Annotated in this window: 12 protein-coding genes; 10 read left to right on the forward strand and 2 right to left on the reverse strand. The window is 38.6% G+C overall.

From position 1 onward, the window contains the following. Nucleotides 1–232: 232 nt before the first annotated feature. From BG04_RS22975 to BG04_RS22985, 3 genes are read left to right on the forward strand one after another with little or no spacing between them, the layout of a single operon-like run. On the forward strand, nt 233–2,767 hold the full coding sequence (locus BG04_RS22975) for an AAA domain-containing protein (protein WP_034652199.1): 2,535 nt from the start codon (nt 233–235) through the stop codon (nt 2,765–2,767). Between the two features lie 23 nt (nt 2,768–2,790). Continuing rightward, on the forward strand, nt 2,791–3,468 hold the full coding sequence (locus tag BG04_RS22980; protein ID WP_255257893.1) for a cobalamin B12-binding domain-containing protein: 678 nt from the start codon (nt 2,791–2,793) through the stop codon (nt 3,466–3,468). Beyond that, nucleotides 3,465–4,085, forward strand: coding sequence for a hypothetical protein (locus tag BG04_RS22985; RefSeq protein WP_034652196.1), 621 nt, complete (start codon nt 3,465–3,467; stop codon nt 4,083–4,085). The genes BG04_RS22980 and BG04_RS22985 overlap by 4 nt, the downstream gene beginning before the upstream one ends. Here BG04_RS22985 and BG04_RS22990 read toward each other — a convergent pair. Beyond that, on the reverse strand, nt 4,082–7,642 hold the full coding sequence (locus tag BG04_RS22990) for a CheR family methyltransferase (protein WP_034652192.1): 3,561 nt from the start codon (nt 7,640–7,642) through the stop codon (nt 4,082–4,084). The genes BG04_RS22985 and BG04_RS22990 overlap by 4 nt on opposite strands. Before the next feature lie 449 nt (nt 7,643–8,091). On the opposite strand from BG04_RS22990, the gene proC reads away from it, so the two are divergent. The 5 genes from proC (at nt 8,092) to BG04_RS23015 (ending at nt 12,475) form a co-directional block, all read left to right on the forward strand. After that, a complete protein-coding gene (gene proC / locus BG04_RS22995) occupies nt 8,092–8,934 on the forward strand; it encodes a pyrroline-5-carboxylate reductase (RefSeq protein WP_013056987.1) in 843 nt (280 codons plus the stop codon). An 87-nt stretch (nt 8,935–9,021) separates the two neighbouring features. Further along, nucleotides 9,022–10,128, forward strand: a complete 1,107-nt coding sequence (gene proB, locus BG04_RS23000; protein ID WP_013083096.1) for a glutamate 5-kinase — start codon at nt 9,022–9,024, stop codon at nt 10,126–10,128. 114 nt (nt 10,129–10,242) lie between these two features. Continuing rightward, the gene (locus tag BG04_RS23005) at nt 10,243–11,505 is read left to right on the forward strand and encodes a glutamate-5-semialdehyde dehydrogenase (protein ID WP_034652188.1); all 1,263 of its coding nucleotides are present in this window, start codon (nt 10,243–10,245) and stop codon (nt 11,503–11,505) included. A 358-nt stretch (nt 11,506–11,863) separates the two neighbouring features. Beyond that, a complete protein-coding gene (locus tag BG04_RS23010; protein ID WP_013056990.1) occupies nt 11,864–12,061 on the forward strand; it encodes a cold-shock protein in 198 nt (65 codons plus the stop codon). Between the two features lie 51 nt (nt 12,062–12,112). Next, the gene (locus tag BG04_RS23015; RefSeq protein ID WP_016764055.1) at nt 12,113–12,475 is read left to right on the forward strand and encodes a VOC family protein; all 363 of its coding nucleotides are present in this window, start codon (nt 12,113–12,115) and stop codon (nt 12,473–12,475) included. 22 nt (nt 12,476–12,497) lie between these two features. Here BG04_RS23015 and BG04_RS23020 read toward each other — a convergent pair whose 3' ends face one another. After that, nucleotides 12,498–13,103 carry an RraA family protein gene (locus BG04_RS23020; protein ID WP_034652186.1) on the reverse strand — a complete coding sequence of 202 codons (606 nt, stop codon included), beginning with the start codon at nt 13,101–13,103 and terminating at the stop codon, nt 12,498–12,500. A gap of 576 nt (nt 13,104–13,679) precedes the next feature. On the opposite strand from BG04_RS23020, the gene BG04_RS23025 reads away from it, so the two are divergent. Beyond that, complete coding sequence (locus BG04_RS23025; protein ID WP_013056993.1) at nt 13,680–14,135, forward strand: hypothetical protein; 456 nt, start codon at nt 13,680–13,682, stop codon at nt 14,133–14,135. After that, nucleotides 14,123–14,422, forward strand: coding sequence for a YxcD family protein (locus BG04_RS23030; protein WP_034652184.1), 300 nt, complete (start codon nt 14,123–14,125; stop codon nt 14,420–14,422). Before BG04_RS23025 ends, BG04_RS23030 begins: the two co-directional genes overlap by 13 nt. Nucleotides 14,423–14,464 lie beyond the last annotated feature (42 nt).

The following is a 14,464-nucleotide window of genomic DNA, read 5'->3' on the forward strand; positions in this document are numbered from 1 at the left end:
AAATGGTAGGTTTTATATTACAAGTTTGTAACAATACGTCTAAAATTATAGAAAAAACGCGGTTTTTTTACGATTATGATGAAAAAAGTCTTAATTTGTCTGGAGAGATAGAATAGTAAAAAAGGTGTTCTGCTTTTATAAAAATGAAGAGGAAAGAAGCTATGCTATATTCAAATGACATGATAGAATAGACAAGTTAGAAATGAACGGATGAAAAGGGAGTTAGACATCTATGGAAAAACGCTCTATCTCTTCATATTTAAAAGCATGGGTGCGCGCACTTTCAATTGAGATTAATTATATGAAGAAACACGGCGGAGAAAAGTATACGGTAGGAAAAGGAGAATACTTAGGGCAGCAGGGAGATGCGTATCTTTACCGGTTTGAACGCACAGCCGATTTATACCTTTTTGATGGAGCTCAGGTACGCCTTGTCCACCAGCATAAAGAAAGTAAAGGAGAAGTTATCGGAACAGAAGGGTTTGATTTGTATCTTAAAATAGATGCGTTTATTGGACAAGAAGTAGACGAACTCGATATATATAACGAACCATGGGAATTATTGCAGGCTCTTATTGATAGACTCACGGAAGCAAAAGATTACAAGCAAAAAATAGTGAGAATCAAACGTCTTATGAGAGGTAATAGTCCTGTTCGTCATAAGGAGTATACGTCTAAGAACGCTCTTCATGAAGTGTTGCTGCGAGCGCGTTATAACCGTACTACTTATATTTGGGGGCCTCCTGGAACAGGAAAAACATATACGCTGTCCAAAATCGCGGCAAGCTATTACCGGAAATCAAAGCGGATCCTTTTATTATCTCACAGTAATGCAGCGGTGGACGGTTTGCTGCAAGAAACTGCGCGTCAGTTAAAAAAGAAAGAAGCTTGGAAAAAAGGAAAACTCATTCGATACGGAGCAACAAAAAGCAGCGGCTTAGAAAATATAAAAGTAGAAGAAGTCATTAGAGAAGATGATCCGGATTTAGCTCAGGAGATGCGTGATTTACAAGAAGAACGAGTTTACTTAAGCAGGTATCCCAATAGAGCACACCAGCTTCAGCAAGTTAATAAAAAGCTAAACGCCCTTCGTAACAAGTGGATTGAAGCGGAGAAAAATATTTTTGATCAAGCGTATATTGTAGGCACTACTTTATCAAAAGCGGCTATTGACCGATTACTTTATCAAAGTGAATTTGATATGGTTGTGGTAGACGAAATTAGCATGGCATATGCACCGCAAATTGCTTTTGCAGCTGCGTTAGGAAAACGAATTGTCGTGTGCGGCGATTTTAAACAGCTTCCCCCGGTATCTCAATCTTCTCATGCTGAAGTGAAGAAGTGGCTGCAGCGAGATTTATTTGAGCAGACGGGTCTTGTAGAGCAAGTAGAAAGCGGTGAGATACACCCGCATCTTTTTATGTTGACAAAGCAAAGAAGAATGCATAAAGATATCTCAGCTTTTACAAATCGTTATATTTACAGCAATCGAGTAGGGGATCATCCATCTGTCACAACAAGTCGAGAAGTAGTAGCAAGCAGCCGGCCGTTTGCTCATGAAGCAGCGCTTATGCTTAACATTGGTCATTTGCATTCTTCCGCTATGCGAGATGCTGCTTCTGGCTCACGCTACAATGTGATAACGGCTGTGTTGGCGGTAAGTTTGATGCTGCGGGCACGCAAAGCTTCTTCGGCTACTCTTGGCTATGTGACTCCTTATAAGTCTCAAGCTAAATTGATTAATGCACTTCTTCAAGATATCGAACCAGCTATCGATATAATTGCAGCAACCGTACACAAATTTCAAGGCGCGGAACGAGATATCATGATTTTTGATACGGTCGATACAAAGCCGCAGTCAAAACCAGGTTTACTTTTAACAAATGAAAATAGCGATCGATTGGTAAACGTGGCGGTGACGCGTTCAAAAGGAAAATTTATTATGCTTTCAGACGAGTCGTTTGCCCAGCAGCGTGTACCAAAGGAGCGAGCGTTATGGAAGTTGGTCAACCACTTTAACGAAAATCAAAAAGTATACCAGCCTCAGCAATTTTTAAAAGAAGTCATTCAGCATCCTAAATTGATTTGGTACCATCCATCGAACAGCAGTCAGTTAAAAAAAGACTTATATCAAGCTCAGCAGCAGATTTTATTGTGTATTCCTTATGCTTCCCTTGTTCCTCAAGAAATACGGGATATGTTACATTCGTTTAAAGGGGAAGTGACCGTTCTTACTCGTGAACCAAAAGAAGTTCGGATTGACGGTGCTCATATCATTTCATCTGCTGTTCCGATGTCACTGCTTATTATCGATGAATCCACTATATGGATCAATATGCCTTATGGAGGAAAGAATGAAGCGTTTATGGCAGCTAGAATTGAATCAAAGCTAGGCGCTAAACAGCTTATTCGGTCAATTGATTTTACGGAAGATAAAATAAGAAATCAAGAAACAAAAATGTATATAGAAACAAATAAACCACAATATTCTCTGAGCGATTACCTTCGCAGCTGGGATCGCTGTGAATCTTGTCAGCATATGCGAGAAGTAGAGATAACAAAAAAAGGAAAAGTAAGGTTTATTTGCTATTATTGCGGGAAAACAAGTGGGGCAACACGTTTATTAGTAGAAAAATATTTAAACTACGTACATGCTGTATGTAAAGCATGCAAGCAGCCGATGAACGTAGATTATGATGAAAATAAAGGTGTCTACGCATGTTGTCCATCGTGCAAAAAGGAAGTTTTACCTAAAGATTTATTGTAACTTTAGGAAAAGGGCGTGATCTTATCGTCTACTCTCGTAATGTAGCGGCTTTAGCTGATTGTTTGCTAGAAGGAGACGTTCAAAAAAGCTGGCTGCTTATTGCTATATATATAGAAGAAGGTCATTCTTCAACCGACGTATATACGTTTCTGACAGAAGCGATGTATGAGATAGGAAAAAGGTGGCAAGAAAATAAAATTTCAGTCTCGGATGAGCATTTGGCTACTGCAGCCTGTGACTATGTGTTAACTCGTTTTCAGCTTTCTCAGCGGCAATTGCTTCAGCGTAATCGGGCCCTTCTTTTTTGCATTGAAGGAGAAGAGCATTACTTAGGCATTAAAATGATTGCAGGACTTATGAGAGAACATGGATGGGAAGTGAAAAACTTAGGAGCCAATTTGCCGCTACCGTTCGCTTTAAAAAGTATCGAGAAGTGGGACCCTGATGTAGTATGTTTGTCCGTCTCACAAGTGCATTTGCTGCCTGATTTACAAAAATACATTGCTGAGATTGAAAACATGCCGCAAAGTCCTCTTGTATTAGTAGGCAGCAGGCTTCTCAATACGCATGATTTATCGGCTTCAGGATCTTCAAAAACCATATTCATTAATCATATTCAAGCTTTTAAAGACTGGCTTCTAATCAACAATAAAGAAAGTTCGACGCAAGATAAAATGTTAGCAATGGGGGAAGAAATATGATCAGTTTGCCGATTCAACACATTCCGGTTCCAATGTTTTTACTCAATAAAGACAACGAAATAATTGAATTTACACCAAGCGTCACGAAAAATTTCCCGCCTGTTCAAAACTTTTTAGATCTAGTTGATGAAGATAGTCAAGAAAAAGTAAAAAGAGCACTCCAGGGAAAGGAAGAAGTGCAAATCGAAGTAAATATGCGCACGTTTTCTAACCCGGTTGCTCTTTTTGATTTTCATTTTAAGCCTGAAGCCTATCATTCGCTGCACGCTGTTTTCTGCTATCCTATTCACGAGCATATGACGAGTGTTCAATCAACTCTTCAACAGTTTCGCTCTATGCTTATGCAAGACTCATCACAAGTAAGCCAAGATTTTTCAGTCAGGGAACCAGATGTAGAAACGGCGAAAAAAATGCAGCTAGTTGATCTTCAGCGTCATTTTCGAGAAATGAAAACAAATGTGCTAACCATTCAAGACCTCTTGAGTATTATCCGCTCCGACGTAATTGAAGCAGGAAAAGGAGAATATATTGAATTGGTCTCTACACATTTGTTTGACATTCAAGATTTAATTAATCAGGAGCTTGACTGTTTAAGACAGAAGAACAAAGTACATTAAGAAAGCGGCAATCGAATTTCTACCGTTGTTCCTTTTCCTTCTTCACTATCATATGAAATGCTTCCTTTATGATTACTAATGATTTTGTGACTCACCATCAATCCTAATCCTGTCCCTTTTTCTTTTGTTGTATAGAAAGGCTTGCTAATTCGCGTTAATCGATCTTTCGGCATGCCTTTTCCTTCATCTATCACTTGGATGACTACTTGGTTTGTATCTGGATCAAATTTAGATACCACTAGAATAGACCCAGGGTCATCCATCGCTTCAATAGAATTTTTCACCATGTTGATAAATACTTGTTTCATATCTTTTTCAATACAATGAACAACAGGTAATTTTTCTTCAAAATCTGTTGAAATAGTAATATTTTTAAGAATGGCCTGTGTGTGCAGCAGCGTACATACGTCTTGAAGAATTAAATTTATCTGCTTATTTTCATATTTTACGACTTCGGGTTTGGCTAGAATGAGCAGTTCGCTAATAATCAGTTCTAAGCGGTTAAATTCGGACATCATGACATCCATATATTCTTTTTTATACGTTTCTTCTTGCATCATAAGCTGTAAAAAGCCCTTTAATGATGTAAGAGGGTTTCGTATTTCATGGGCAATGCCGGCAGCCAGCTGTCCAAGTGCTGACAGCATCTCTGAATTTTTGAGCATCATTTCCGACTGTTTGCGCTGTGAAATATCTTCGCTTAGCCCTATGTAATGGATGATTTCGTCTTGATCATTTTTAACAGGCATTAAGGCTAACTGTTCCCAAACGGTTTCTCCGTCTTCTTGAACGTAGGAAATTTCTCCGTTCCATTTTTCTCCTCTATATACTTCATTCCAAATCTTAGGGAACCTTTTAACCCCCAACTTTTTTGTATATAAGTCATAGAGGTGCAGCCCAAATACTTCTTGCGGCGCATGCTTTTGCTCCATGAACTTTTGATTAATGTACTTAATTTTACCTTGATGATCGGTAATGAAAATGCCCGTAGGACTGTGAGCTACTGCAAATGATGTAATAGCCAATTCTTCATTTGATCGTTTAATTTCTGTAATATTAATAAACGTAATAACTACACCGTTAATTAAATTCTCATTTGTACGATAAGGCATCATTTTCATGCTGTACCATTGGTTATCGTAGCTTTGAATTTCTTTTTGAAGGGTATTATTTGTTCTTAAAACGTGCATTGCGTCCTCGATTAGATGGTCATATCTAAAGTTATGCGAAATATGAAAGAAAGGTCTTCCGATATCTTGATGAAGAACGTTGATCACTGTTTTCGTTTCCGGCGTAAATAATTTAATATTCAGCTGCTCGTCTAAAAAGATAGTAGCAATAGTTGTACTGATTAATAAATTATCAATATCGTTATTTAAGTCCGTTAATTCTTCAATCTTTCGCTCGTACTGATTGTTAACACTAATTAACTCTTCATTAACAGACTGCAGTTCTTCATTTGTGGACTGCAGCTCTTCGTTAGAAGCAATCAGTTCTTCATTCGTGGACTTTAGCTCCTCATTTGCTGTTTCTAGCTCTTCAATCGTCGTTTGCAAATGCTGCTGCGTGTAATGAAGCTCTTGCTCTAAATCTACTACAAGCTCACTAATCGAGCTGGTTTGATTAAGAAACATGGGCTTTTCCTTATCAATAATGGCACCATCTGTCTGTTCATCAAACATAAGTAAGTAAAGAGAGTGATTTGTTGGAAGAGCAGATATTGTGAGGTTAAAACGGCGCTGAACGTTGTTTATGACAAACTCAATGTGCTGACAGCATACGCTCATACCTTGCTCTTTTACGCGTTTAATAGCTGCTCCAATGGCTAAAGAGACGTGAACTGGAACCATTTTGAAAATTGTATAATTAATTTTCCCTACAGGAACGTTAATAAGCTGAGTCGTTTCTTTTGAACAAAATATCACTTCGTTGTATTCATTTAATACAAGACAAGGGCTCATAAAGTGATCAATCATTGACTGATACATCTCATCTAATTTAAGCGAAGGAAGAGGCTTATAAAGTTGACTTGGCAGCGGCACGCTAGAAAAATCACCTTCATGCAAGTTGGATTTTGAAAGATTAAAAGCTCCCGTAATTTGTCGGCTGGGCTGTCCGGAACGCTTAAATATTTTCCACTTACTGTTGATAGGGCGGAACAAATCAGACAAGTTTCCCGTTGTTTCGCTAGGGCCTAAAAAAAGTACGCCTTCTTCTGTCAAAGAAAAATGAAAAAGAGACAGAATGCGCTGCTGCAGTTCAGCTTGGAAGTAAATCATCATATTTCGACAGCTAATCAAATCAACGTTTACAAAAGGCGAGTCTTTTCCTATATTATGCGGAGCAAAAACAATCATTTTGCGAATTGTTTTTTTAACTTGATAACCGCCGTGTTTTGTTTGCTCAAAATATTCATTAATCTGAGCTGCTGAGAAGGAATGAACTTCCGCTTCTTCATAAATACCTTGGCCCGCTCTTTTGATCGCATGACGATCGATGTCCGTAGCAAAGATTCGGACATCGAAATAACGGTTGATTGTTGATAAATAGTCATGAAGCAAAATAGCTAACGTGTATGCTTCTTGACCAGTAGAACAACCTGCTACCCAGATGCGGATTTCATCTTCTTGACTATGAATCTTTCTTTCAACTAATTGTGGGATGACTTGTTCTTCAATAATAGAGAATGCTTCTTTATCTCTAAGAAATTGCGTCACTCCAATCAGCAGGTCTCGCTGCAGTTCGACGATTTCTTCGGCTTCTTTACATAAATAGTCCCGGTACTCTTCCATTGTTTGAGAGGGAGGATCGAGTAAAGCCATTCTCTTTTCAAGTCGTCGCAGCACCGTGTTTTTTTTGTACATGGAGAAGTCGATGCCTGTTTTCTTCTTTATTAATGAATAAATGTATTGCAGCGTTTCTTCATTATATGTAAATTCAGTTTGGCTGACATGCGTTTGCACAAGGTCAGGCATATCAGCAGGAGAAAGAATATAATCAGCAAGGTGTGCATCAATAGCGCTTAGAGGCATATCTCTGTACTTTGCTGTGCTTTCATCTTGTACAAGTACAGTTCCGCCATACTCTCGTATCGTTTTTGCTCCTCCTGTTCCATCATTTCCTTTGCCCGATAAAATAATGGCTGTACACCGGTGTTTTTTTGCAGCAGCCAGAGAATGAAAAAAGGCGTCAATCGGATATTTCACCTGATCGTTTTCTTCATAAGGACGAAGGCGAAGAGTATGATCCATAACGGTCACATAATGATGGGGAGGATTTAAATAAATTGTGTCTTCTTGTAAAGTCATCCCGTCTTGTGTCAGTTTGATATTCATTCCTGTTTTTTTTGCTAAAAGTTCTGGCATAAAACTTTTATATTTAGAGGAAAGGTGCTGTACAATAATAAACGCCATTCTATTTGGTGAAGGCATATTAGCGAAAAACTGCTCAATAGCTTCTAACCCTCCGGCAGAAGCGCCAATTCCCACAACGTGTAAATCCTGTTTCTCTATTCCTTCTGAAGACGATGGAACTGTAGAAAACGAGTTGTTCTTCATAATAGAACCTCCAATAATGTTTCGATACTTCCTAGATTGTATGTCGTTTTGTTTATTTTAATGTCGACAGCACGGCGTGGTTTACATCAAAAGTAAATTTTTCAAAAAAACCAAGATGCTGGTACATAGGTTCATTTTAGCAAACCTATTATATTGTTCAAATAACGTTTTCAAAATTCCTCTATTTTTCGTAAAAAAATTTAAAGTCCAAACTATATAATATGCCCCGATTTTCTTTATATAAACGTATTTTTATAAAAAAAATCGTTTTTTTTTGCAGAAAAAAATATTTAAAAAACTTTTGTTTGCGCTTACATATGCATAAGGTTATACGCTCAAGGAGGAAAAAAACGGTTAAATTCAACTTGACACTCTTTTTCAGCATGTTACTATAGGAACCGTTGAAAGAAACGAGAACAAAAATACGAACAAATGACAGGGGAGATTTGATGGATCAAAAACAAAAAGTTGCTTTTTTAGGTGCTGGATCAATGGCAGAAGCGATGATTTCTGGTATGGTTAATGCCAAGAAATTACCTGCTGAAAATATTATCGTAACAAATCGAAGCAATGATGCGCGACTGCATGAACTTGAAAATAGATATGGTATCACAGCAGTAAAGCGCAGTGAGCTGAAAACAGATGACATTGACGTTTTTATTCTAGCGATGAAGCCAAAAGGCGCTGAAGAGGCATTAAACGAATTAAAGCCTCAAATCAACAAAGACCAGCTTGTCCTATCTGTTCTTGCAGGGATTTCGTCTTCTTACATGGAAGAGTTGTTGCATGATGAACAGCAGGTCATTCGAGTGATGCCGAATACATCAAGTATGATTCAGCAATCAGCAACGGCTATATCTCCAGGTCAATATGCTGCAATGGATGCTGTGCTAACAGCAAAAGAGCTGCTTTCTGCAATCGGAAAAGTATACGTGATTGATGAACCACAAATGGACATTTTTACAGGAATTGCCGGAAGTGGACCCGCTTATTTTTATTTCCTTATGGAGCATATCGAAAAAGCAGCTAAAGAAGAAGGTCTCGATCCTGAGCTAGCACGTGAAATTGGCGCCCAAACCATTTACGGTGCAGCAAGAATGATGATGGAAAGAGATGAAACGCCGACGGAGCTTCGTGAAAATGTGACGTCTCCAAACGGTACAACAGCAGCTGGTTTAGACGCCTTAGCTAAACACGGCGGCGGAGAAGCGATGATGCAAGCAGTCAAAGGAGCATCAAAGCGTTCAAAAGAAATGAGTGCTCAACTACAAAAAGTGGCAAGTACTAATTAATTCGTCACTTATCTTCTTCGTGAATTCCTCACCACAAAAAAATAATCATAAACAAGAAAACATACAGAACACACTAGGAGTGATTTGATGAGTCCCGACAATAAGAAGCGGGTTGTAATTAAAATTGGAAGTAGTTCATTAACAAGTTCACATGGTGAAATCAGCAGACGGAAGCTCGAGCGCCTTGTGGACCAAGTCGTAGACTTAAAAGATAGCGGTCATGAAGTACTATTAGTTTCATCAGGAGCTGTAGCTGCAGGGTACCGTAAGCTTGGCTGCTTAGAGCGACCTAGCTCTTTACCTGAAAAACAAGCAGCTGCCTCAATCGGTCAAGGACTGTTAATGGAGGCTTATTCAGAACTGTTTCTATCACATGGATACGTTGCTTCTCAAATCTTAATTACGAGAGACGATTTTTCAGACGAAAATCGTTACAACAATGCACGAAATACAATTAACGTGCTGTTAGAACGCGGCATTGTGCCAATTGTCAATGAAAACGACACGGTAACCATCAATCGATTAAAATTTGGCGATAATGATACACTTTCAGCTAAAGTTGCTGGACTAGTGGATTCCGACCTGCTTATTATTTTATCGGATATCGATGGCTTATACAGTGCGGACCCTCGCCAGGATCCAAATGCAAAATTAGTTCCTCACGTAGGGGAAATCACGCAAGACATCGAAGAATCTGCAGGAGATTCAGGAAGTTCAGTTGGAACAGGCGGTATGCGCTCGAAAATTGACGCGTTCAAAATCGCTATGGCGTCAGGAATTCCAGCATTTTTAGGAAGAGCCGGCGTGCCAAACATCTTAACACAAGCGGTTGACGGAGATGCAACAGGAACGTATTTTGAATCTGAAGATGATTCTGCGAACCTTAATCAGAAAAAGCAGTGGATTGCGTTTAACTCTGGTCCTGAAGGGGAAATAGTAGTCGAAGATGCCGCGAAATGTGCAATTATTGAAGATAAAGAGCCTTTACTTCGCGAGCACGTTAAATATATTAAAGGCCACTTTAGTGAACGAGCAGTTGTACGTATTCTAGATAAAGACGAAAATGAGCTGGCTCTTGGCGTGACAAATTATTCATCTGATGAACTTGCACTGAATGAGCCAATTGATCAACCGATCGTAGACAGCGAAGGTCTAGTATGTCACTTAGAAATTCCAGTACCGGTCGGTTTGTAAGCAAACATGCTGTAAAGAAAAGGAGCCCTTCCTTTTCTTTGCATGATTGCATTTACCTCTTATGCCTCACACTTTAAAATCAAACAAAACTAAAACGAATCCAGGAGTGATTTGGTGTTACAAACAAATGAAAAGTATTCAGTAGAAGAACAAGCTATTTCAGCAAAAAAAGCAGCTAAGCAATTAAGTTTACTAACAACAGAACAAAAAAATGATGCACTGTTAACGATTGCTTCTACACTTGAAAGCAACACGGAGTATATTTTAAAAGCAAATGAAGTAGACTTAAAAAACGGGAAAGAAAAAGGTTTTGATGAAGCACTGATGGACCGTCTTGCTCTTTCAGCGGAACGTGTAAAAGAATTTGCCAACGGCCTTCGTGAGGTTGCTGAGTTAGATGATCCAACAGGAGATATTTTATCAAGCTGGACATTGGATAATGGTCTAGATGTAAAGCAAGTACGCGTGCCTCTTGGCGTTATCGGAATGATTTATGAAGCACGTCCAAACGTAACGGTAGATGCAACAGGCCTAGCGTTGAAATCTGGAAATGCCATTGTGTTAAAAGGCGGTTCTTCAGCTATTTCATCTAACCAAGCTATCGTGGACATTATTCATAAAGCTCTTGATGAAACGTCAATCCCTAAAGAAGCGGTACAGTTTATTTCAAGTACAGATCGTGCGGCTACGCAAGAATTATTTACAATGAAAGAGCATATTGACGTTCTAATTCCGCGCGGAGGGGCTTCATTGATTCAAGCGGTCGTCAATAACGCAACGGTTCCGGTGTTAGAAACAGGAGTCGGAAACTGCCATATTTACATCGATGAACAAGCTGACGTTAAGAAGGCCATTCCGATTTTGATTAATGCAAAAACAGATCGACCAGCGGTGTGTAACGCAGCAGAAACGGTTCTTGTACACAAGAACTGGCTCGATTCTCATAAAGATGAATTGATTCAAGCATTCATCGATCATAATATTGAAGTATATGGTGACAAAGCGACAGTAGGTGAAATTCCTGGAGCAAAACCAGCGGCTGAAAAAGACTGGGCTGAAGAGTATTTGCGCTTAGCGATCGCGATGAAAGTAGTAGAGAGTGTGGATGAAGCGATTGACCACATCGAAACATATGGAACAAAACACTCTGAAGCCATCATTTCAGAAGATGAACAAGCCGTTTCACGCTTCATGTCTTTAGTAGATGCAGCCGCACTGTATCATAATGCATCTACGCGTTTTACTGACGGAGGAGCTCTAGGATTTGGAGCTGAAATTGGGATCTCAACTCAAAAGCTTCATGCACGCGGTCCAATGGGACTTCCTGCGCTTACGACAATTAAATATATTATGAGTGGAAACGGACAAACTCGATAAGAAATGAAAAGCGAGCCTAATCATGTGCTCGCTTTTTTTTATGAAAAGCAAAACAAGTAAATGGAAGCTGATTTGTAAAAAATTATAAACTCTGTTATAATAGTAAAATATATAATTTTTGTGATCTTCATTTTTGTTCTTTTCAGACTATCCCGTTGTTTTAAGAAAAGCAACTGCTATCTGCTTTGTTATAACTTCATTTTTATTTTAGTCTTTCAAGACGCCGTATGTATTCCTCAAAGATTGATTTACGGATGTATAGTATCACTTTATCTTGCACCATTTACCACATTTACACGCTAAGTTAATCTTCATTTATTATCCACTTAAAAAGTACTGTTTAAAGGAGACGATGTGTATGTATAATCGTAAAAATTTAGAGCCGGCTGTTATTGAAGAAACAAAAGTTTGGGAATGTACATCAGATACGTGTAATTGCTGGGTTCGAGATAACTTTAAAAGCGGAGATCAGCCAACTTGTCCAATTTGTAAAAGCGAAATGAAGCAAGCTGTAAAAGAACTGCAGGTTATTCATAATCCTAGAGTCATTGATTAATAACTTTTAGGAAGACGTTTTTTGAAAGAGTTTTTTGAAAGGGGTTTGTGGATGTTTCTAGGAATTGATCATGTTCAGCTTCTTGGTCCAGAAGGGTGCGAGCAAGAAGCAAGAAATTTTTATGAAAATCTTTTAGGAATGAAAACTGTTCTTAAGCCGGAAAATTTAAGGCACAGAGGCGGCATATGGTTTCAATGTGGAACTCAAGAAGTGCATATCAGTATTCAAGATGACTACATACCTGCTAAAAAAGCACATCCAGCTTTTGTCGTGGAAGATATTAAGACGCTTAGACGTAAGTTGGCACACGAAGGCTGCGTTCTTTCTGAAGAAGAGCCTATTGCAGGGAGAGAGCGTTTTTTTGTCCATGACCCGTTCGGAAATCGATTAGAATTTTTACAATATGACAAATAAAAGGCCTCCAAGCGGAGGTCTTTTATTTTAGGGCGTTATCTAAATACGTATATACCGTTTCTTTGCTAACTAATACTTCATTTTCTCTGTCTTTATCTTTTTGCCACTTTTCCCGTGCTTTTGCTAATACTTCTTCGGCTTCCTCCTTGGGAATGACAATGACTCCACCGTCGTCACCTGCAATAAAATCGCCAGGATGAATTTTTACGCCCCCGCAGGAAATGGTTTCATTTACGGTTCCTTTTTCTTTTTTGCTGCTTGCTGCGATCGTAGAGCCCTTACAAAATACGGGGAAATTGAGTCTTTCAATGTCTTCCTGATCTCGTATAACACCATCTAGTACAATACCGCTTATTCCAACAAGCTTCGCCATGGCTACTACGAAATCTCCTGCTAAGGCACGGTTACAGTAGCTTTTTCCATCAATGACGAGCACGCTTCCGGGCTCCGCTATTCGAATCGCTTCAAGCACTGAGTAATTATTGCCAGCAGGAGTATCTACAGTAAGAGCCGGTCCAAATAGTTTGTAATGACGCTGCAATGGCTTAATAGTAAAGTCTAAGTGGTTTGTACCTTCCATTGCATCTGATAAATTTGCTGTTGATAATGGGAGCTGTTCATTCAACATCGTATCTCTCCTTTTTAACTTTAGTTTATCTATCCATATTCATATAAGAGAAAGCTCTTATTTATGAAAGGGCAAGTAGATAACGTTAAGCATTGACCGTCAATTAATTAACTGCAAACGTACAGCACTAGAATATTTCAGAGCCAATTTTTAATGCATTGTATTATATCTTTGAGGCGCTGTTTCTCGTATGGTATTCGTCATATAAGCGCGTATATCCTTTAATTAGTAATAAAGGCGAAGGTAGCCTATAAAGACATTATTAAAGAAGGGAAAAAACCAAAGAACTCTACAAAAGTTACTTTAGATAATATTTTTAGGAAAGTGTAAAATAAGCCGTATTTAATGAAGATGAAGGACCTTTGTTAGTTTTATGAATGTCTTTGATTTATATCTAAATGATGTTATATAAGCACGAAATACGTGCAAATGTTTAATCCTGTGAACATTTGATGGAGCTTGATGCATTTTTATATAAAAAAGTGAAACCTTTTGGTATGATGAAACGTAGGAACATATATGGAAATCATATATGAAAAACATATGTGACGTTAGTCATTTAGTGGAGGGAAAACAATGGTAAAAAAATTATTGGCCGCATTTATCGCATTAGCGGTTGTGTTTTCACCAGTCGGTGGATCACTTATTCATGACGGTTCAAACGTAGCAAGCGCAAAAGGGTATAAATCAGGAAAGCGCTCTTTTGACAGCGGAAGCAATAACCAATCAAGCTTATTTAAAAACAATAACAGTAATTCAGTTAAGCAAAACAATACGTCTAAAAACTCATCATCTAAAAGTACAGCGGCTAGCTCAAAGCGCGGCGGCTTAATGAAAGGTCTTTTAATGGGAGGAATTGCGGGCTTATTATTCGGAAGCTTGCTATCTAGTTTAGGACCATTAGGACCAATTTTAGGTTTTATGGTAAACATGCTCGTGATTGTAGCTTTAATTCTTCTTGTAGTAAAGTTATTCCAAAGCGTACGTAGCAACAAGCGTAAAAATGAGGAAGTGAAATCTTGGAGACAATAAAAATTTCTGAACAAGATATTATCAATGCAATGTGCCTATATATTGCAGAAAAGAAACAAGTTCAGCCTCAAGAAGTAGAGATTGAGCTAATGTATGATGATGACTATGGTTTTTCAGCAGAGTCATACGTGCATGATCGTAAGCAGGTTCATATTACTTTGAACATTATTGAAGCCCTGCGCTTTTGGCTGGATACGGAAATGAACGTAGACCCATACGCAGCAGGACTAGAACTGGAATTAGACGATGAAGAAGGCATTATCGCTTTTGCAAAATTAAGTCAATAAAGAAGCCTTCAATGCAAAACCCGCTCAAGTGAGCGGGTTTTT

Source organism: Priestia megaterium NBRC 15308 = ATCC 14581 (assembly GCF_000832985.1).
GTDB classification, from domain to species: domain Bacteria; phylum Bacillota; class Bacilli; order Bacillales; family Bacillaceae_H; genus Priestia; species Priestia megaterium.